Genomic DNA, 17,507 nt, shown 5'->3' with positions numbered 1-17,507 from the left:
GTTCAGTCGCGCGATTCCAGCGCGCGGTTCAGGCGCAGCACGCCAAGCGTGCAGGCTGCGCCCGAGAGCAGGTACAGGCTGACGAAGGCGAGTCCGAAGTGGGCCGACAGGCCCAGCGCCACCAGCGGTGCGAAGGCGGCGCCGAACAGCCAGGCCAGGTCGGACGTGAGCGCCGCACCGGTGTAGCGGAAGCGCGGCGCGAAGTTGGCCGTGACCGTGCCCGAGGCCTGGCCGTAGGACAGGCCCAGCAGGACGAAGCCGATCAGGATGAACAGGTCCTGGCCCACTTCGCCCCCGTTGAGCAACATGGGCGCGAAGCCGCTGAACACGCCGATCAGCACGGCCAGGCTGCCCAGGGTCGTGCGGCGGCCGTAGCGGTCGGCCAGCCAGCCCGAGGCGACGATGGCCCCGGCGCACAGGAAGGCGCCCGCGATCTGCACCACCAGGAAGCCGGTCACCGGCTGCTGGGCGTAGATGTGGATCCACGACAGCGGGAACACCGTGACGATGTGGAACAGCGCGTAGCTGGCCAGCGCGGCGAAGGCGCCGATGAACACGTTGTGGCCCTGCGAGCCCAGCAGTTCACGGGTGGACACGGGCTCGAACTCCTGCCGGTTCAGCAGGCCTTCCTCCTCATGCGCGCTCACCAGCTGCAGGCGGGCGAACAGCGCGACCACGTTGATGGCGAAGGCCACGAAGAAGGGGTAGCGCCAGCCCCAGCTGAGGAAGTCCTCCTGCGACAGGCTGCTGGTGAGGTAGGCGAACAGGCCGGCGGCCAGCACGAAGCCCAGCGGCGCACCGAGCTGGCCGAGCATGGCGTACCAGCCGCGCCGGCCGGCGGGTGCGTTCAGCGCCAGCAGCGAGGGCAGGCCGTCCCATGAGCCGCCCAGCGCCAGGCCCTGGCCCAGACGCAGCACGGTCAGCAGCACGATGGCGGCGGCGCCCAGGCTGGCGTGGCCCGGCAGGAAGGCCATGCCGGCGGTGCAGGTGCCCAGCACGAAGAGGGCGAGGGTGAGCTTGGTGGCGCGGCCCCAGCGGCGCTGCACCGCCATCGACAGCACCGTGCCGATGGGGCGGGTGACGAAGGCCAGCGCGAAGATGCCGAAGGCGAACAGGGTGCCGTCCAGCCGGCTCAGGTGCGGGAAGAACACCGCCGGGAACACCAGCACCGAGGCGATGCCGAAGACAAAAAAGTCGAAGTATTCCGAGGTCCGTCCGATCACCACGCCGACGGCGATGTCGCCCGGGCTGGTGTGTTCGTGGGTCGGGGCGGCGGCGGGCTGGCGGGGCGCGGCGCCGGGCTTTTCAAGGGTGTGGCTGGGCATGTGGGGACTCCGGAGGGCCGGTTTTGAGCGACCCCTATATCGTGACTCGAAGTCCGGCGCATTGACATAGGACAAAACGTCCAATCGAAAACGCTGCGGAAAGCCGATACATTCCCGCCGGTTCCGCAACTGGGGTTTTCCCGGTTCGGCTTGTCGAGAAACCCTCCTGCTCCGCATGCGCCCTACCACACCCCTCCGTCTCGCCGCCTTGCCCCTGCTCGCCAGCCTGCTGACGGGCTGCAGCAAGCTGGTCGTGCTCAACCCCGCCGGCGACGTGGCCGCCCAGCAGGGCGACCTGGTCGTGATCGCCACCGTGCTGATGCTGCTGATCATCGTGCCGGTGATCGCGCTGACCCTGTGGTTCGCATGGCGATACCGCCAGGGCAGCCGGCATGCCGAGACCGACTACGCGCCCGACTGGCACCACTCGACCAAGCTGGAACTGGTGATCTGGGCCGCGCCGCTGGTGATCATCATCGCGCTGGGGGCCATCACCTGGATCACCACCCACAAGCTCGACCCCTACCGCCCGCTGGACCGCATCTCCGAGCAGAAGGCCCTGCCCGAGAACGTGAAGCCGCTGGAGGTGCAGGTGGTGTCGCTGGACTGGAAGTGGCTGTTCGTGCTGCCCGAGCAGGGCATCGCCACCGTCAACGAGCTGGCCGCGCCGGTGGACCGCCCGATCCGCTTCACGCTGACCTCCAGCACCACCATGAACGCGTTCTACGTGCCCGACCTGGCCGGCATGATCTACACCATGCCCGGCATGCAGACCGAGCTGAACGCGGTGATCAACCAGCCCGGCGTGTTCCGCGGCATGTCCTCGCACTACAGCGGCGCCGGCTTCTCGGGCATGCACTTCCGCTTCCACGGCCTGAGCGAACAGGACTTCGAGCAGTGGGTGGCCAGGGCCAAGGCCGAGGGCCAGCCGCTGACCCGCCAGGCCTACCTGGCGCTCGCCAAGCCCAGCGAGCGCCACCCGGTGGAGCGCTTCTCGTCGGTCGAGGACGGCCTGTTCGACCGCGTGGTCGGCCTCTGCGTGGAAGAGGGCAAGACCTGCATGCACCAGGTGATGGCGCTCGACGCCTCGCGCAACCGCGCCCACCGCAGCGCCCGCGCCCTCGAAGCCGCCGCCGCGCAGGAGATCTGCTCCGCCGACGACACGCTGCCCACGTTCACCGCCCGCCCCTGAGCACCGACCGACCCGTTCACCCAAGACACCACCATGTCCGCTGATCCTTCTTCCGTTTCCAACCACTGGCTGCTGGGGCGCCTGACCTGGGACTCGATCCCGATGACGCACGAGCCCATCCTGCTGTGGACCTTCGTGGCCGTGGTGCTCGGCGGCCTGGGCGTGCTCGCCCTGCTGACGAAATTCCGCCTGTGGGGCCCGCTGTGGCGCGACTGGTTCTGCAGCATCGACCACAAGAAGATCGGCATCATGTACATGATCCTGGGCCTGGTGATGCTGCTGCGCGGCTTCGCCGACGCGATCATGATGCGCCTGCACCAGGCCATGGCCTTTGGCGACAACCTGGGCTACCTGCCTCCGCACCACTACGACCAGATCTTCACCGCCCACGGCGTGATCATGATCTTCTTCGTGGCCATGCCGCTGGTCACCGGGCTGATGAACTACCTGGTGCCGCTGCAGATCGGCGCGCGCGACGTCGCCTTCCCGTTCCTCAACAACTTCAGCTTCTGGATGACCACCGCCGGCGCGGTGCTGGTGATGGTCTCGCTGTTCCTGGGCGAGTTCTCCACCTCGGGCTGGCTGGCGCTGTCCAACCTGGGCGCGCAGAACCCCGGCGTGGGGCTGGACTACTACATCTGGTCGCTGCAGATCGCCGGGGTGGGCACCACGCTCTCGGGCATCAACCTGCTGGTGACCATCGTGAAGATGCGCGCACCGGGCATGGGTCTGATGCGCATGCCGGTCTTCACCTGGACCGCGCTGTGCACCAACGCGCTGATCGTCGCGTCCTTCCCCATCCTCACCGCCGCGCTGGTGCTGATGAGCCTGGACCGGTACGTCGGCACCAACTTCTTCACCAACGAGCTGGGTGGCAATCCCATGCTTTACGTGAACCTGATCTGGATCTGGGGCCACCCCGAGGTCTACATCCTGATCCTGCCGGTGTTCGGCGTCTTCTCCGAGGTGGTCGCCACCTTCAGCGGCAAGCGCCTGTTCGGCTACACGTCGATGGTCTACGCCACGGTCTGCATCACCATCCTGTCCTACCTGGTGTGGCTGCACCACTTCTTCACCATGGGCTCGGGCGCCAGCGTGAACTCGTTCTTCGGGATCACCACCATGATCATCTCGATCCCCACGGGCGCGAAGATCTTCAACTGGCTGTTCACCATGTACCGCGGCCGCATCCGCTTCGAGGTGCCGATGCTGTGGACCGTGGGCTTCATGGTGACCTTCGTCGTCGGCGGCATGACCGGCGTGCTGCTGGCCGTGCCCTCGGCCGACTTCGTGCTGCACAACTCGCTGTTCCTGATCGCGCACTTCCACAACGTGATCATCGGCGGCGTGGTGTTCGGCCTGTTCGCCGGCATGGTGTACTGGTTCCCGAAGGCCTTCGGCTTCCGGCTCGACGACTTCTGGGGCCGCGTGTCCTTCTGGTTCTGGCTGGCCGGCTACTGGTTCGCCTTCACGCCGCTGTACGTGCTGGGCCTGATGGGCGTGACGCGCCGCGTCAGCCACTTCGAGGACCCGTCGCTGCAGATCTGGTTCCAGATCGCCCTGTTCGGCGCCGTGCTGGTGGCCATCGGCATCGCCAGCTTCCTGGTCTGCATCGCCGTCAGCTTCTTCCGGCGCGAGCAGCTGCGCGACCACACCGGCGACCCGTGGAATGGCCGCACGCTGGAGTGGGCCACCTCGTCGCCCCCGCCCCAGTACAACTTCGCCTTCACCCCGGTGGTGCACGACATCGACGCCTGGGCCGACATGAAGAAGCACGGCTACCAGCGCCCGCTGTCCGGCTTCAAGGCCATCCACATGCCGCTGAACACCGGTGCCGGTGTGGTGCTGTCGGCGCTCTCGCTGGTCTGGGGTTTCTCGCTGATCTGGCACATGTGGCCGCTGGCCATCGCCTCGTTCGCGGCCATCGTGCTCGCGGCCATCGTGCACACCTTCAACTACCAGCGCGACTACCACATCCCCGGGTCCGAAGTGACCGCCACCGAACACGCACGCACCCAACTGCTGGCCCGCCATGTCTGACATCGCCCTCACCCCCGGCGCCACGCGCGCCTACCACCTCGACCGCGAGCCGCACCCCGAGAACGGCACCGCGCTGGGCTTCTGGCTCTACCTGATGAGCGACTGCCTCATCTTCGCGGCGCTGTTCGCGACCTACGGCGTGCTCGGCCGCAGCTATGCGGGCGGCCCCGGTGGCGCCGAGCTGTTCGACCTCCAGCTGGTGGCCATCAACACCGCCTTCCTGCTGCTCTCGTCCATCACCTTCGGCTTCGCCATGCTGCAAAAGCAGCAGGGCAAGGTCGGCGGCACGCTGGGCTGGCTGGCCGTCACCGGCGTGTTCGGCCTGTGCTTCCTGGGCGTGGAGCTGTACGAGTTCGCGCACCTGATCCACGAAGGCGCCACGCCGCAGAGCAGCGCCGCCATGTCGGCCTTCTTCACGCTGGTCGGTACCCACGGCCTGCACGTCACCTTCGGCTCGATCTGGCTGGTGGTGCTGATGATCCAGATCGCCCAGCGCGGCCTGACGCGCGAGAACAAGCGCCGCCTGATGTGCCTCTCGATGTTCTGGCACTTTCTGGACGTCGTCTGGATCGGCGTCTTCACCTTTGTCTACCTGATGGGAGTGCTGTGATGAGCGCGCACGACACTGCAATCCACCACGGCGGTCACCACGACGACCACGGCCACGACCATGACGATGGCCCGCACAGCAGCTTCTCGGGCTACATGGTCGGCTTCGTGCTCTCGGTCGTCCTCACCGCCATCCCGTTCTGGCTGGTCATGGACGGCGTCATCACCCACCGGCCCACGGCGGTGATGGTGCTCGGTGCCTTCGCCGTGGCGCAGATCCTGGTGCACATGGTGTGTTTCCTCCACATGAACGGCAAGGTCGAAGGCGGCTGGACCCTGCTGTCGACCATCTTCACCGTGGTCTTCGTGGCGATTGCCATCGCCGGCACGCTCTGGGTCATGTTCCACATGAACGAGAACATGATGCCGGCGCACGGCGGCCACGCCGCCCACCCGCCCGCCGCGGCACCGCACGGCACCCCATGACGCTGCGACGCGCCCTGCTGGCCGGAGCGGGCGCGCTGCTGTGCGGGCTGTTCCTGGCGCTGGGCGCCTGGCAGGTCCAGCGCCTGGCCTGGAAGAACGATCTCGTGGCCCGCGTGGCGGCACGCGCACATGCCGAGCCCGTGGCCGCGCCCGGCGCCGACACCTGGCCGGCGCTGCAGGCCGACCCCGCCGCCGATGAGTACCGGCGCGTGCGCCTCGGCGGCGAGTTCCTGCACGGCGCCGAACAGCTGGTGCAGGCCGTCACCGAGCGCGGCGCGGGCTTCTGGGTGATGGCGCCGCTGCGCACCACCGATGGTTCCGTGGTCTGGGTCAACCGCGGCTTCGTGCCCTCGGCTTCTCAGTGGCAGGGCGCGCGCGAGGCCGCCCGCTGCACCGGCCCGGCGACGGTCACCGGCCTGCTGCGGCGCACCGAACCCGGCGGCGGCTTCCTGCGCCGCAACGACCCAGCCGCTGGGCGCTGGTTCTCGCGCGACGTGCCAGCGCTGTCGGCGGCCGCGGGGTTGCCGCCCGCCGCGGTGGCGCCGTTCTTTGTCGACGCCGGTGCCGACACGCCCTGCGCCACGCCCGACGGGCCCGTGGGTGGGCTCACCGTGCTGCGCTTCTCCAACAACCACCTCGTCTACGCGCTGACCTGGTTCGCACTGGCCGCGATGACCGTGGCCGCCACGGTCTTTGTGCTGCGGGACGGTGCGCGGCGGCGGCTTCCCGGACAATCCGGAGCCTCCTCCTGATGTTTCTCGTCGGCACCGCAAGCCCCATGGTGAATGTCGTTACCCCGTCGCTCGCGGCCGTCGGTCCGGACCAGGCGGCTGGCCTGAAAAACCTGCAGCAGCTGATCCAGCTGCGCTGGATGGCGCTGTTCGGCCAGATCGCGACGGTGGCGGTGGTGGCCCATGGCATGGACATCCCGATCCCCGAGCACGTCATGTACGCGGTGCTGGCGGGGCTCGGCGTGTTCAACCTGCTCTCGCTGCTGCGCTGCCGCTCGCCGCGGCCCGTGACCGGCCCCGAGCTGCTGCTCACCCTGCTGGTGGACGTGGGCGCGCTCACCGCCTTGCTCTACCTCAGCGGCGGCGCCACCAATCCCTTCGTGTTCCTGTTCCTGCTGCAGGTGATCCTGGGCGCGGTGCTGCTGCCGGTGTGGGCGACCTGGGTCATGGTGGGGGTGACCACGCTGTGCTTCGCGGGGCTGGCGCTGTGGGCGCCGCCGCTGCCTCTGCCGCTGGACCACGACCAGGGCCTGGCCAGCCCCTACACCCAGGGCATGCTGATCTGCTTCGTGCTCAACGCCGTGCTGCTGGTGGTCTTCATCTCGCGCATCGTGGACAACCTGCGCGAGCGCGACACCCGCCTGGCCCTGCTGCGCCAGCGCGCCGCCGAAGAGGAGCACGTGGTGCGCATGGGCCTGCTGGCCTCGGGCGCGGCGCACGAGCTGGGCACGCCGCTGTCCACCCTGGCGGTGATCCTGGGCGACTGGCAGCACCTGCCGCACTTCAGCTCCGAGCCCGAGCTGGCGGACGACGTGGCGGAGATGCAGGCCCAGGTGGCGCGCTGCAAGGCCATCGTCAGCGGCATCCTGCTCTCGGCCGGCGAGGCGCGCGGCGAATCCTCCAGCGAGACCACGGTCTGCGCCTTCCTCGACAGCGTGGTCCAGGCCTGGTGCGAGCGGCGCAACTGCAGCGGCTTCCACTACCACAACGCCTTCGGCGACGACCTGCCCATGGTGGCCGACTCGGCCATCCAGCAGATGATCGGCAACGTGCTGGACAACGCGGCCGATGCCTCGCCCCAGGCGGTGTGGTTCGAGGCCCGCCGCGAGGACGACGCACTGGTGCTCACCGTCTGGGACCAGGGCCCGGGCTTTGCGCCCCAGCTGCTGCCGCAGATCGGCAAGCCCTACCAGAGCACCAAAGGCCATCCCGGCGGTGGGCTGGGCCTGTTTCTGGTATTCAACGTGGCACGCACGCTGGGCGGCGATGTGGTGGTGGGCAACCTTGCCGAGGGCGGGGCGCAGGTCCGCATCACGCTGCCGCTGGCCGCCATCACCCTGGCCGAGGACGCGCCCCATGGCATCTGACGACACCGCTTCTGCGCAACGCCTGCTCATCGTCGAGGACGACGCGGCCTTTGCGCGCACCCTGGCGCGCTCCTTCGAGCGCCGCGGCTACGAGGTGCGCGTGGCCGCCAGCCTGGACCAACTCACCACGGTGCTGGCCGGCGGCTACGCGCCGACCCGCGCGGTGGTGGACCTCAAGCTGCAGGGCGAGGCCTCGGGCCTGGCCTGCGTGCGCGCGCTGGTGGCGCACGACGGCGGCATGCTCATCGTGGTGCTGACCGGCTTCGCCAGCATCGCCACCGCGGTGGAGGCCATCAAGCTCGGCGCCTGCCACTACCTGGCCAAGCCCTCCAACACCGACGACATCGAGGCGGCGTTCGGCCGCTCCGAAGGCACGACCGAGGTCGCGCTGACCAGCCGGCCCAGCTCGATCAAGACCCTGGAGTGGGAGCGCATCCACCAGGTGCTCGCCGAAACCGGCTTCAACATTTCCGAGACCGCGCGCCGCCTGGGCATGCACCGCCGTACGCTGGCGCGCAAGCTCGACAAGCAGCAGGTGAAGTGAGGGGCGGGCGCCGCCCTTCAGCGCTTCGCTTCCGCCAATCGCCGGATCTCCTCGGGCGTGCCGTTCCAGACCTCGAAGAAGCCCTCGCTCTGCTTGACCTGCATCCAGGTCGACCACTTGGTGCGCGCCAGCGACGGGTCGGTGACGGCCAGGTCCTTCTGCTCCACGCCCAGGGCCAGCGTGCCGCCGCGCTGGTAGCCCGGTTGCGCCTGGGCCTGCTTGACCATCGCCTGCACCTGCTTCAGCTCGGCCTGGGTGGCCGGCGGCAGGCTGTAGACCAGCCAGCGGCGGCCCGGGCCGGGCGCGTCCAGGCCCAGCGTGGCGCTGGCGGCGGTGGTCATGGCCAGCGGCAGCTTGCGGTCCACCGGCGCAAACGCGCCCTCGACCCTGGGCTTGAGCTGAATGTGCAGCAGCGGCACCGCGCCCGGCGGCGGCACCACGCGCGCGTCCACCTGCAGCGCGACCATGAACTGCGCCGGGTCGGCCTCCAGCAGCTGCCCGGACAGCTGGGCCAGCCGGGGCAGGGAGGTGAGGGGAATGCCGCCGCAGGCCGCCAGCGCGGCGGCGGAGGCGAGCAGCAGGCTGCGGCGCAGCAGAAGGGGGGTGGGGTATGACATGGACATGGGCTTGACTTTGATTGTCGATCGGTAAAAAATTATTGTAAAACAACAAAATCAAGTCAAACCCCTTCTGAACGAAAGCCATCCATGAACAGCGCCGAATCCCGTGCCGTCCCCCTGTCCTCGCAACGCGTGCGCCGCATCAGCCGCTGGATGGTGGCCGCCTGCTGGGCGTTGCTCGTTACCCTGCCGCTGGCGCTGGCGTACTACTGGGCCACGGCCAGCGCAGACCAGCTGACGGCCCATGCCAACCTGCCTTCGCAGGCCATTTCGGCGCCGCTGGTGCTGTGGCAGCGCATCGCGGGGGCGGCCGTGACGGCGGTGCCGCTGGGGCTGCTGCTGGCGGGGGTGTGGCAGGCGCGGCGCTGCTTCGGCATGTTTGCGCAGGGCCAGGTGTTCACCCTGCAGGCGACTGCGCTGCTGGGCCGCTTTGCGGGCTGGGTGGCCTGGGCGGCGCTGGCGTCCATGCTGGCCAGCAGCGCCACCTCGGTGCTGCTGACCTTGAACAACCCGCCCGGCCAGCGCCACCTCTCGGTGGGCATCGGCTCGGACCACGTGTTCACGCTGTTCTTTGCGGGCCTGGTGTGGCTGATGGCCGCGGTGATCGCCCAGGGGCAGACGCTGGCCGAAGAGAACGAGGGTTTTGTCTGATGCCCATCACCGTGCAGCTGGACGTGATGCTGGCGCGGCGCAAGGTCAAGTCGCGCGACCTGGCCGAATTCGTCGGCATCACCGAGGCCAACATGTCCCTGCTCAAGCAGGGCAAGGTCAAGGGCGTGCGCTTCGAAACGCTGGAGAAGATCTGCGAATACCTGCAGTGCCAGCCCGGCGACCTGCTGGTGTACGCACCCGACGGCGAGCCGCCGCCGGGCTGAGGGCCGTCAGAAGCGCAGGCCCAGGCTCAGCGAGTAGCCGTTGACGCTGGCGCCGCCGCTGTCGAGGTAGTTCATGTAGTCCACGCTCAGAGACAGGTTGCTGGTGGGCATCAGGCGCAGGCCGCCGCCGTAGGACAGCTTCTTGTCTTCGCCCGAGCCCAGGCCCTGGAAGCTGAGCTTGGTGCGCGCCATGCCGACGCGGCCGAACAGTTCGACCGGGCCGAGGCCGATCTTGGGCGCCACGTACAGGCCATAGAGCTGGTCGATCTTGCCGCTGTAGCGGGTGCCGGTGTTGCTGTTGGTGTAGGCGCTGCTGCCCGAGTTGACGGCGCCGATGGCTTCGAGCGCCAGGCCGTCGGTGAGCTGCAGGCCCACCAGGCCCCGGATCATGGCCGGGTTGGAACTGGCGCGCAGGCCGATGACGGGCACCGACAGCTTCATGGACAGGGCGGAATAGCCCAGCTCGCCGTACACGCTCTGGGCCATGGCCGCAGGGGTGGTGGCTGCCGCCAGCAGGGCAACCAGTGCCAAAGGTTTGAGTGTCATGTCCGCTCCGCTGATGAATGAATGGTTGTGAATTTCATTCTAGGAGCTTGGTTCCGTTTGTCGAGGGTGCGGATTCCATAATCCGTGCCTAATGCACACCCTCGAACAACTGCGGCGCGGCGACCTGGCCGGCGCCACCCGCCTGGACCTCTCCTGCGGCCTGACCGAACTGCCCGCCGAGGTGCTCGGCCTGGCCGATTCGCTGGAGGTGCTCAACCTCAGCGGCAACCGCCTGACCACACTGCCCGCGTGGTTGCCGCGGCTGCAGCGGCTCAAGGTGATCTTCGCGTCGGACAACCCCTTCACCGCGCTGCCCGAGGTGCTGGGCGACTGCCCGGCGCTGGAGATGGTGGGCTTCAAGGCCTGCCGCATCACCCGGGTGCCCGCCGCCGCGCTGCCGCCGGCCCTGCGCTGGCTGATCCTCACCGACAACGCCATCGAGACCCTACCCGACGCGCTGGGCGAGCGGCCGCGCTTGCAGAAGCTGATGCTCGCCGGCAACCGGCTGCAGGTCCTGCCGGAGGGGCTGGCCGGTGCGCAGCGGCTGGAGCTGCTGCGCATCTCGGCCAACCGCTTTGAGCGGCTGCCCGACTGGCTGCTGCGCCTGCCGCGCCTGTCGTGGCTGGCGCTGGCCGGCAACCCGCTGGGCTGGGCGGTGCCGCCGCTGCAGCTGCCGGTGGTGGACTGGGGCGACATCCGGCCGGGCGAGGCCCTGGGCGAAGGCGCCTCGGGCCGGGCCCTGCGCGCCAGGGTGGCCGGGCGGCCTGACGAACTGGCCCTCAAGCTGTTCAAGGGCGCCGTCACCAGCGACGGCCTGCCCGAGCACGAAATGGCCGCCGGTGGTGCCGCGGGCGCGCACCCCGCGCTGTGCACCCCGGTGGCCCGGCTGCAGGGCCACCCCGACGGCGCGCAGGGCATGCTGCTGCCGCTGATCCCGCCCGGGCACGTGCTGCTGGCGGGGCCGCCCAGCCTGGCCAGCTGCACGCGCGACGTCTACCCCGACGGCTGGCGCCTGGTCGCCGGACCGGCGCTGCGGCTGCTGCGTGGCATGGCCGGCGCGGTGGCCCACCTGCACGGACACGGCGTGGTGCACGGCGACCTCTACGCCCACAACATCCTGTGGAACCCGGCCACCGGCGACGCCCTGCTCAGCGACTTCGGCGCCGCCGCCCTGCTGCCGGCCAACCAGCCGGCGCTGGCCCGTGCGCTGCATGCGCTGGAAGTGCGCGCCTTCGGTTGCCTGCTGGAGGAACTGGGGGATCGCCTGGATGTCACACAGGACGATCCGGTGCGTGCCATGATCGCCAGCCTGGCCCGGGCCTGCATGGCCCTTGATCCCGGTGCGCGGCCATCGATGGCCGAGGTGTCCCGTTCACTCTTCAAGGAGGTTTCATGCTCGTGCTGATCCTGGGTCTGCTGCTGTTTCTCGGCGTGCATTCGGTCGCCATCGTGTCGCCCGCCGGGCGCGACCGCCTGGTGGCGCAGATGGGCGAGGGCGCCTGGAAGGGGCTGTATTCGCTGGTCTCGGCCGTGGGGCTGGGGCTGATCGTCTGGGGCTACGGCCTGGCGCGCGAGAACCCGGTGCTGGTCTACAGCCTGCCGGGTGGCATGCGCCACCTGGCCGCGCTGGTGCTGCTGCCGGTGTTCGTGCTGCTGCTGGCGGCCTACCTGCCCGGGCGCATCCAGCGCGCCACCAAACACCCCATGCTGCTGGCCGTCAAGCTCTGGGCGCTGGGCCACCTGCTGGCGCAGTCGGTCACCGGCGGCAGCCTGGCCGACATCCTGCTGTTCGGCGGCTTCCTGCTCTGGGCCGCGGCCGACCGCGTCTCGCTCAAGCGCCGCGCCCAGGCCGGCACCTTGCGGACGGTGCCGGTGCTGCCCGCCAGCGGTGCCAACGACCTGATCGCGGTGGTGGGCGGGCTGGCGCTTTATGGACTGACGGTGATGTGGGCGCACGCCGCCCTGTTTGGCGTTCGCCCCTTCGGAGGATGACGAGATGACCCCCCTGCGCCGCTTCGCGTCTTCCCCCCTGGAAGGGGGGACAGCACCTGTGGCCCGGCTGAGCCGGTTCCACGGTGCTTGCTGGCTGGGTGCACTGGTGCTTGTCGCCGGCCCTGTGTTCGCGGCCTCGCCCTCGGTCGAGGTGGTGGCCAACGGCCTGCAGAATCCCTGGGGCCTGGCCTTCATCGGCGACGGCCGCATGCTGGTCACCGAGCGCCCCGGCCGCATGCGCGTGGTCGAGCCCGATGGCCACATCGGCGCACCGCTGGCCGGCGTACCCAAGGTCGACGCGGGCGGCCAGGGTGGCCTGCTGGACGTGGTCACCGACAGCCAGTTCGAGCGCAACCGCACCATCTACTTTTGCTTCTCCGAGCCTGGCCAGGGCGGCAACTCCACCGCGCTGGCATCGGCCCGGCTGTCGGACGACGCCACGAGGCTGGAAGACGTGAAGGTGGTCTTCAGCCAGAAACCGAAGTTCGCCAGCCGGGTGCACTTCGGCTGCCGCATCGCCGAGGCCAAGGACCACACCCTGTTCCTCACGCTGGGCGACCGCTTCCAGCGCATGGACGACGCGCAGACCCTGGACAACCACCACGGCAAGGTGGTGCGCCTGCGCAAGGACGGCAGCGCGCCGCCCGACAACCCCTTCACCACCAAGCCCGGCGCGCTGCCCGAGATCTGGAGCGTTGGCCACCGCAACCTGCAGGGCGCGGCCATCGGGCCGGACGGCCGGCTGTGGACCAGCGAACACGGCCCGCAGGGCGGCGACGAGATCAACCGCCCCGAGGCCGGCAAGAACTACGGCTGGCCGGTCATCACCTACGGCGAGAACTACGGCGGCGGCGCCATCGGCGAGGGCCTCAGCACCAAGGACGGCATGGAACAGCCGCTGCACTACTGGGTGCCCTCGATCGCGCCCTCCGGCATGGCCTGGGTCACCAGCGAGCGCTACGGCAAGGACTGGAAGGGCAGCATGCTGGTGGGCTCGCTCAAGTTCCGTCACCTGGTGCGGCTGAAGTTCAACGGCACCAAGCTGGTGAAGGAAGAGAAGCTGCTGCCCGACCTCAACCAGCGGGTGCGCGACGTGCGCCAGGGGCCGGACGGCCTCATCTACCTGCTCACCGACCACGTCCGGGGCCAGTTGCTGCGCCTGCAGCCCAAGTGAGGGCGCTCGACGGGGCGCGCCACCGGTGCCGGTGCTCAGCGCCCTACGCGTACCCCACCCAGCCCCGGAAGCTCAGCCCCGCGTAGAACAGCGCGACCCGCTGGAACCCGGCCTCCCGCAGGAGCGCCTCGTCCTCTTCCGGCGAGAGGATCGCCAGTTGCGATTGCATCGCCTGCAGGGAGGTCCCTGCGCTGGCGGCCGGCGTTCCAGCGAAGGCCAGGTGCCGCGACAGCCAGAGGGAGCGCTCGGGCTCGGCGGACGGGATGCTGATGTGCACCACGACAAAGGGGGCTCCGGCCCTGAGGCGCTGGCGGACCGCGCGCAGCGTCGCCAGCTTCTGCGCATGCGGGATGAAGTGGAAGACGAGCAGCGATGTCGCGCCGTCGAACGGCCCCGGTGGGGCCGCATCGATGCGGTCCTCGTGGAGGGCCACCCGGCCCTGGTGCGGCCGGACGGTCTGCTCGGCGAGCGCCAGCATGTCCCTCGATGGGTCGACGCCGTCGAAGCGCCAGGTGGGCTGTTCGCGGGCCAGCGCGTCGATTTCCATGCCGCCGCCGGCGCCGAGCACGAGGATGCGCGCGTCGGAAGGCGCCTGCTCGGCGAGCAGCAGCCCCACCATGCGGTGCAGGCTGGCAAAGCCCGGTACCTGCTTTGGTGGCCCGTCCAGGTAAGGGTGGCTTGCTGTTGATGTTGCGGTGGTGGTCATGCGGTGGTGGTCTTCTTCATGAATCATCAAAAGACACTTGATCGTACATGATCAAATATCAGTTGATGTTTCATGATGGGAAAAGCGGATGAACAAGGACACACGCCTGTCCGACGTGCTGCATGTGCTGCTGCACCTGGGGCACGCAAAGGAGCCCATCACCTCCGAGGTGCTGGCTCGGAGCATGGGGACCAACCCCGCCGTGTTCCGGCGGACCATGGCGGGTCTGCGCGCGGCGGGCCACGTCAGCGCCGAGAAGGGCCACGGCGGGGGGTGGCTGCTGGCCAGACCCCTGCACGAGATCTCCCTGCTCGACGTCTACGTCGCCCTGGGCCGGCCCACCCTGTTTGCCTTCGGCAACCGGGAGCGTGACCCGGCCTGCCAGGTGCAGGCGCGCGTCAACGCGGTGCTGGCGGACAGCATGGCGCAGGCCGAAGCGCTGTTTGTTCAGCGCTTTGCGGAGGTCTCTCTGGCCGAGCTCGCACCGAAGGCACTGTCGAAGGCCGCCAAGCCCTGCTGATCGGCGGGTGGCCTCATGCGGAGGGTCGCGCCACGCTCTCCAGATAGGCGCGACACATCACCACCAGCTGGCGGCGCAGCTTGCGCGCCTCGGTGGGCCGCAGGTGGCGCTCGAAGGCGTTTCGCACCGCGCCGAACACGACGGTGACCAGCGTCAGGTTCACGTTCCTGAGGTCGGTGAACGTTGCATCGCTCGCGCTGGCGAGCATCGCCGAGGTGGCCGCGTTCGCCCGGCTGGCGAACGCATCGATCATCGCCTGGTTGTCCAGTTCGGCGACGGAGCGGTAGAGCGCCCGGGTCACGTCCGCGCGCTCCATCTTCGCGCGCCAGTAGGTGTCGATCAGCGCCTCCACCATCTCGCCGATGGGACGGCCCCGACCGGCCTGACAAGTGGCCTCGATCCTCGCGGCCAGGGCTTCCAGATAGCGCTCGTTGAGCGCATAGACCAGCGCCTCCTTGTGCGGGAAGTACTGGTACATCGTGCCGACAGACACACCCGCCCTCTCGGCCACCTTGGTGGTGGTCAGGCGGTGCATGCCGTCCGCCACCAGAAGCTGAATGGTGGCCTCAAAAATCGCGTCCAGCGTGAACGCCGACCGGGCCTGGCGCGGCGTCCTTCTTGGGTTCAGTGAGCGTGAAGCGGTGGAGGCCAAAAGCGAATCCTCAAACTGAATGATTGTTCATATAGTGCCGGCGTTGCATTTTCTCTGAAAGGACTTTCTGCATGACCACCCAACGCATCGCACTCGTCACCGGCGCGAACAAGGGCATCGGATTTGAAATCGCCCGGCAACTGGCTCAGGCCGGCGTCCACGTCCTCATCGGCGCCAGGGACGACGACCGCGGTCGCGCAGCCGTCGCTGATCTGGCCCGTCAGGGACTGGCCGCCCAGGCCCTGAGGCTGGATGTCACCGACGGAGCGAGCATCGGCGCCGCCGCGTTGCAGATCCGGCATGAGCACGGCAGGCTGGACATCCTGGTCAACAACGCCGGCATCTTCGACCCGACCGATGGCCCGCCCGGCAAGGCCTCGATGGACGCCGTGCGCCGGGTGTTTGAGACCAACTTCTTCGGTGCCCTGGCGGTGACTCAGGCGATGCTGCCGCTGCTGCGGGACGCCCCGGCGGCGCGTGTTGTGAACCTGTCGAGTTCGCTCGGCTCGCTCACGCTCAACGGCGACCCGTCGTCGACCTACTACGCGGCGCAATACATCGGCTACAACGCCTCCAAGGCGGCGCTGAACATGCTGACCGTGCAGCTCCGGGAGGCGTTGCGCGGCACGCCCATCGTCGTCAACTCGGTCAGCCCGGGTTTCGTCAAGACCGATCTGACCGGCTACGGCACCATGACCCCGGCCGAAGGCGCGAGACTGCCGGTGCAGTACGCCCTGGCGGGTGAAGAGAACGGGGTGTTCGTCGAGCCGGGGGGTACCACGCCTTGGTAAGGCCCGACCAGGTCCGCCCGCAGCCCCGCGCGGTGTGCGGGGCTGACTCTGCGGTGATGGCTCAGAGGTCCTGGGCCAGACGCAGGCCGCTGAACTGCCAGCGCGCCTCGGTCGGGAAGAAGTTGCGGTAGCTGCTGCGCATGTGCTCGCGCGGCGTGGCACACGATCCGCCGCGCAGCACCATCTGGTTGATCATGAACTTGCCGTTGTATTCGCCCACCGCGCCGGCCCAGGGGCGGTAGCCGGGGTAGGGCAGGTAGGCGCTGGCGGTCCATTCCCACACGTCGCCGCCCATCTGCTGCAGACCCGGTTCGTTGTCCGCGCTGCGCGCGAGCGGCACCGGGTGCAGGGCTCCGCTGTCCTGGAAGTTGCCGCCGTCGGCCCAGCGCCCACCCAGGCGGCGGGCTGCCTGTTCCCACTCGGCCTCGGTGGGCAGCCGGACCGGTGTGCCCTGCTGCGCTGCGCTCCAGCGCGCGTAGGCGTCGGCCTCGAACCAGCTGATGTGGACCACGGGCGCGTGCTGGTCGATGGGCACGCGGCCGTGCAGGGTGAAGGCGGTCCAGCCACCTCGCTGCTCGGAGTCGATGCCTGCGTCCTCGTTCTTGTGCCAGTAGAGCGGTGCGTTGATGCGCTGGGCGCGCAGCCAGTCCCAGCCGGCGGCCATCCACCAGCGCGGGTCGCTGTAGCCGCTGTCGTCCATGAAGGCCTGCCACTCGCCCTGCGTCACCAGCCGGTTTGCCAGCGCAAACGGACGCAGCAGCACGGCGTGGCGCGGGCTTTCGTTGTCGAAGGCGAAGCCCTCGCCGCCGTGGCCGATCTCGCCGACGCCGCCCTCGAACGCGCACCAGCGCAGGGGCTGCGGCGCCACCGAGGCCGGTGGCCGTGGCGGGTGGTAGACCGGGTCGGTCGGGTTGCACGAGAGCAGGTGCTTGATGTCGGTGAGCAGCAGCTCCTGGTGCTGCTGTTCGTGCTGCAGGCCCAGCTCGACCAGCGTGGCCAGCTCGGGCGCCAGGCCTAGCGCGAACAGCTTGTCGATGCGAGCGTCGACCTGCGCGCGGTAGGCGCGCACCTCGGCCATGCCCGGCCGCGTGATGAGGCCACGCTGGGGCCGCGGGTGCTGGTCGCCCACGCCCTGGTAGTAGCTGTTGAACAGCACGCGGTAGGCCGGGTCGAAGGGCTGGAAGCCGGGCTCGGCGCGTTCGAGGATGAAGGTCTCGAAGAACCAGGTGGTGTGCGCCAGATGCCACTTGGTGGGGCTGGCGTCGGGCATTGACTGCACCTGGCAGTCGGCCTCGGACAGCGGCGCGGCCAGCGCCAGGGACTGGTCGCGCACGGCACGGAAGCGGCGCTGCAGCGCCGACAGCGGGGTGGGGGCCGACGGTGCGTGTGCGCTCATG

Annotated in this window: 20 protein-coding genes; 14 read left to right on the top strand and 6 right to left on the bottom strand. The window is 69.2% G+C overall.

Annotation, left to right across the window (positions count from 1 at the left end; translation table 11 throughout):
• Nucleotides 1-2 precede the first annotated feature (2 nt).
• Nucleotides 3-1,325, bottom strand: coding sequence for an MFS transporter (locus DD542_RS00675; protein ID WP_127803046.1), 1,323 nt, complete (start codon nt 1,323-1,325; stop codon nt 3-5).
• Between the two features lie 175 nt (nt 1,326-1,500).
• Here DD542_RS00675 and cyoA point away from each other — a divergent pair, with 175 nt between their 5' ends.
• From cyoA to DD542_RS00640, 7 genes are read left to right on the top strand one after another with little or no spacing between them, the layout of a single operon-like run.
• A complete protein-coding gene (cyoA, locus tag DD542_RS00670; protein ID WP_127803044.1) occupies nt 1,501-2,517 on the top strand; it encodes a ubiquinol oxidase subunit II in 1,017 nt (338 codons plus the stop codon).
• A gap of 33 nt (nt 2,518-2,550) precedes the next feature.
• Complete coding sequence (gene cyoB, locus DD542_RS00665) at nt 2,551-4,557, top strand: cytochrome o ubiquinol oxidase subunit I (RefSeq protein WP_127803042.1); 2,007 nt, start codon at nt 2,551-2,553, stop codon at nt 4,555-4,557.
• Entirely contained in the window at nt 4,550-5,167 is a 618-nt protein-coding gene (gene cyoC / locus DD542_RS00660; RefSeq protein ID WP_127803040.1) for a cytochrome o ubiquinol oxidase subunit III, read from the top strand. The genes cyoB and cyoC overlap by 8 nt, the downstream gene beginning before the upstream one ends.
• Complete coding sequence (gene cyoD / locus DD542_RS00655) at nt 5,167-5,592, top strand: cytochrome o ubiquinol oxidase subunit IV (protein WP_127803038.1); 426 nt, start codon at nt 5,167-5,169, stop codon at nt 5,590-5,592. Before cyoC ends, cyoD begins: the two co-directional genes overlap by 1 nt.
• Nucleotides 5,589-6,344: an SURF1 family protein gene (locus tag DD542_RS00650; RefSeq protein ID WP_127803036.1), complete on the top strand. Its 756-nt coding sequence runs from the start codon at nt 5,589-5,591 to the stop codon at nt 6,342-6,344. Before cyoD ends, DD542_RS00650 begins: the two co-directional genes overlap by 4 nt.
• 26 nt (nt 6,345-6,370) lie before the next feature.
• On the top strand, nt 6,371-7,690 hold the full coding sequence (locus DD542_RS00645; RefSeq protein ID WP_241559840.1) for an ATP-binding protein: 1,320 nt from the start codon (nt 6,371-6,373) through the stop codon (nt 7,688-7,690).
• Nucleotides 7,680-8,234 (top strand): response regulator transcription factor, encoded by a 555-nt coding sequence (locus DD542_RS00640; RefSeq protein WP_066149426.1) that lies wholly within the window; start codon nt 7,680-7,682, stop codon nt 8,232-8,234. Before DD542_RS00645 ends, DD542_RS00640 begins: the two co-directional genes overlap by 11 nt.
• 17 nt (nt 8,235-8,251) lie before the next feature.
• On the opposite strand, the gene DD542_RS00635 is transcribed toward DD542_RS00640, so the two are convergent.
• Nucleotides 8,252-8,857 (bottom strand): hypothetical protein, encoded by a 606-nt coding sequence (locus DD542_RS00635; RefSeq protein WP_127803032.1) that lies wholly within the window; start codon nt 8,855-8,857, stop codon nt 8,252-8,254.
• 84 nt (nt 8,858-8,941) lie between these two features.
• Between DD542_RS00635 and DD542_RS00630 the strand changes: the two genes are divergently transcribed.
• Entirely contained in the window at nt 8,942-9,505 is a 564-nt protein-coding gene (locus DD542_RS00630; protein ID WP_127803030.1) for a DUF2975 domain-containing protein, read from the top strand.
• Nucleotides 9,505-9,729 carry a helix-turn-helix transcriptional regulator gene (locus DD542_RS00625; protein WP_127803028.1) on the top strand — a complete coding sequence of 75 codons (225 nt, stop codon included), beginning with the start codon at nt 9,505-9,507 and terminating at the stop codon, nt 9,727-9,729. Before DD542_RS00630 ends, DD542_RS00625 begins: the two co-directional genes overlap by 1 nt.
• A 6-nt stretch (nt 9,730-9,735) precedes the next feature.
• On the opposite strand, the gene DD542_RS00620 is transcribed toward DD542_RS00625, so the two are convergent.
• Nucleotides 9,736-10,275 carry an outer membrane beta-barrel protein gene (locus DD542_RS00620; RefSeq protein WP_066149438.1) on the bottom strand — a complete coding sequence of 180 codons (540 nt, stop codon included), beginning with the start codon at nt 10,273-10,275 and terminating at the stop codon, nt 9,736-9,738.
• A 91-nt stretch (nt 10,276-10,366) separates the two neighbouring features.
• Here DD542_RS00620 and DD542_RS00615 point away from each other — a divergent pair, with 91 nt between their 5' ends.
• The 3 genes from DD542_RS00615 to DD542_RS00605 are packed head-to-tail and all read left to right on the top strand — an operon-like array spanning nt 10,367 to nt 13,441.
• Nucleotides 10,367-11,680 carry a leucine-rich repeat-containing protein kinase family protein gene (locus DD542_RS00615; protein WP_127803026.1) on the top strand — a complete coding sequence of 438 codons (1,314 nt, stop codon included), beginning with the start codon at nt 10,367-10,369 and terminating at the stop codon, nt 11,678-11,680.
• On the top strand, nt 11,668-12,267 hold the full coding sequence (locus DD542_RS00610; RefSeq protein WP_127803024.1) for an NnrU family protein: 600 nt from the start codon (nt 11,668-11,670) through the stop codon (nt 12,265-12,267). Before DD542_RS00615 ends, DD542_RS00610 begins: the two co-directional genes overlap by 13 nt.
• Nucleotides 12,268-12,271: 4 nt before the next feature.
• Nucleotides 12,272-13,441, top strand: a complete 1,170-nt coding sequence (locus DD542_RS00605; RefSeq protein ID WP_127803022.1) for a PQQ-dependent sugar dehydrogenase — start codon at nt 12,272-12,274, stop codon at nt 13,439-13,441.
• A 43-nt stretch (nt 13,442-13,484) separates the two neighbouring features.
• On the opposite strand, the gene DD542_RS00600 is transcribed toward DD542_RS00605, so the two are convergent.
• On the bottom strand, nt 13,485-14,174 hold the full coding sequence (locus DD542_RS00600) for a class I SAM-dependent methyltransferase (protein WP_241559646.1): 690 nt from the start codon (nt 14,172-14,174) through the stop codon (nt 13,485-13,487).
• A gap of 61 nt (nt 14,175-14,235) precedes the next feature.
• Here DD542_RS00600 and DD542_RS00595 point away from each other — a divergent pair, with 61 nt between their 5' ends.
• Nucleotides 14,236-14,667: an Rrf2 family transcriptional regulator gene (locus DD542_RS00595; RefSeq protein WP_066149455.1), complete on the top strand. Its 432-nt coding sequence runs from the start codon at nt 14,236-14,238 to the stop codon at nt 14,665-14,667.
• A 13-nt stretch (nt 14,668-14,680) separates the two neighbouring features.
• Here DD542_RS00595 and DD542_RS00590 read toward each other — a convergent pair whose 3' ends face one another.
• Nucleotides 14,681-15,319, bottom strand: a complete 639-nt coding sequence (locus DD542_RS00590) for a TetR/AcrR family transcriptional regulator (RefSeq protein WP_127803020.1) — start codon at nt 15,317-15,319, stop codon at nt 14,681-14,683.
• A 71-nt stretch (nt 15,320-15,390) separates the two neighbouring features.
• Here DD542_RS00590 and DD542_RS00585 point away from each other — a divergent pair, with 71 nt between their 5' ends.
• Nucleotides 15,391-16,110: an SDR family oxidoreductase gene (locus DD542_RS00585; protein WP_127803018.1), complete on the top strand. Its 720-nt coding sequence runs from the start codon at nt 15,391-15,393 to the stop codon at nt 16,108-16,110.
• Between the two features lie 61 nt (nt 16,111-16,171).
• Here DD542_RS00585 and egtB read toward each other — a convergent pair whose 3' ends face one another.
• The gene (gene egtB, locus DD542_RS00580; RefSeq protein ID WP_127803016.1) at nt 16,172-17,506 is read right to left on the bottom strand and encodes an ergothioneine biosynthesis protein EgtB; all 1,335 of its coding nucleotides are present in this window, start codon (nt 17,504-17,506) and stop codon (nt 16,172-16,174) included.
• Between the last annotated feature and the right edge of the window lies 1 nt (nt 17,507).

This window comes from Hydrogenophaga sp. NH-16 (assembly GCF_004006415.1).
GTDB classification, from domain to species: domain Bacteria; phylum Pseudomonadota; class Gammaproteobacteria; order Burkholderiales; family Burkholderiaceae_C; genus Hydrogenophaga; species Hydrogenophaga pseudoflava.
The sequence above is the reverse complement of the archived record's forward strand: the minus strand, read 5'-3'. Positions and strand labels throughout refer to the sequence as shown.

Coding starts and splice junctions, on each gene's coding strand:
- DD542_RS00640 (WP_066149426.1), top strand. CDS start 7,680: ATGGCATCTGACGACACCGCTTCTGCGCAACGCCTGCTCATCGTCGAG.
- cyoC (WP_127803040.1), top strand. CDS start 4,550: ATGTCTGACATCGCCCTCACCCCCGGCGCCACGCGCGCCTACCACCTC.
- egtB (WP_127803016.1), bottom strand. CDS start 17,506: ATGAGCGCACACGCACCGTCGGCCCCCACCCCGCTGTCGGCGCTGCAG.
- cyoB (WP_127803042.1), top strand. CDS start 2,551: ATGTCCGCTGATCCTTCTTCCGTTTCCAACCACTGGCTGCTGGGGCGC.
- DD542_RS00620 (WP_066149438.1), bottom strand. CDS start 10,275: ATGACACTCAAACCTTTGGCACTGGTTGCCCTGCTGGCGGCAGCCACC.
- DD542_RS00595 (WP_066149455.1), top strand. CDS start 14,236: ATGAACAAGGACACACGCCTGTCCGACGTGCTGCATGTGCTGCTGCAC.
- DD542_RS00605 (WP_127803022.1), top strand. CDS start 12,272: ATGACCCCCCTGCGCCGCTTCGCGTCTTCCCCCCTGGAAGGGGGGACA.
- DD542_RS00625 (WP_127803028.1), top strand. CDS start 9,505: ATGCCCATCACCGTGCAGCTGGACGTGATGCTGGCGCGGCGCAAGGTC.
- DD542_RS00610 (WP_127803024.1), top strand. CDS start 11,668: ATGCTCGTGCTGATCCTGGGTCTGCTGCTGTTTCTCGGCGTGCATTCG.
- DD542_RS00645 (WP_241559840.1), top strand. CDS start 6,371: ATGGTGAATGTCGTTACCCCGTCGCTCGCGGCCGTCGGTCCGGACCAG.
- DD542_RS00585 (WP_127803018.1), top strand. CDS start 15,391: ATGACCACCCAACGCATCGCACTCGTCACCGGCGCGAACAAGGGCATC.
- DD542_RS00600 (WP_241559646.1), bottom strand. CDS start 14,174: ATGATTCATGAAGAAGACCACCACCGCATGACCACCACCGCAACATCA.
- DD542_RS00630 (WP_127803030.1), top strand. CDS start 8,942: ATGAACAGCGCCGAATCCCGTGCCGTCCCCCTGTCCTCGCAACGCGTG.
- DD542_RS00635 (WP_127803032.1), bottom strand. CDS start 8,857: ATGTCCATGTCATACCCCACCCCCCTTCTGCTGCGCCGCAGCCTGCTG.
- DD542_RS00675 (WP_127803046.1), bottom strand. CDS start 1,325: ATGCCCAGCCACACCCTTGAAAAGCCCGGCGCCGCGCCCCGCCAGCCC.
- cyoA (WP_127803044.1), top strand. CDS start 1,501: ATGCGCCCTACCACACCCCTCCGTCTCGCCGCCTTGCCCCTGCTCGCC.
- cyoD (WP_127803038.1), top strand. CDS start 5,167: ATGAGCGCGCACGACACTGCAATCCACCACGGCGGTCACCACGACGAC.
- DD542_RS00650 (WP_127803036.1), top strand. CDS start 5,589: ATGACGCTGCGACGCGCCCTGCTGGCCGGAGCGGGCGCGCTGCTGTGC.
- DD542_RS00615 (WP_127803026.1), top strand. CDS start 10,367: ATGCACACCCTCGAACAACTGCGGCGCGGCGACCTGGCCGGCGCCACC.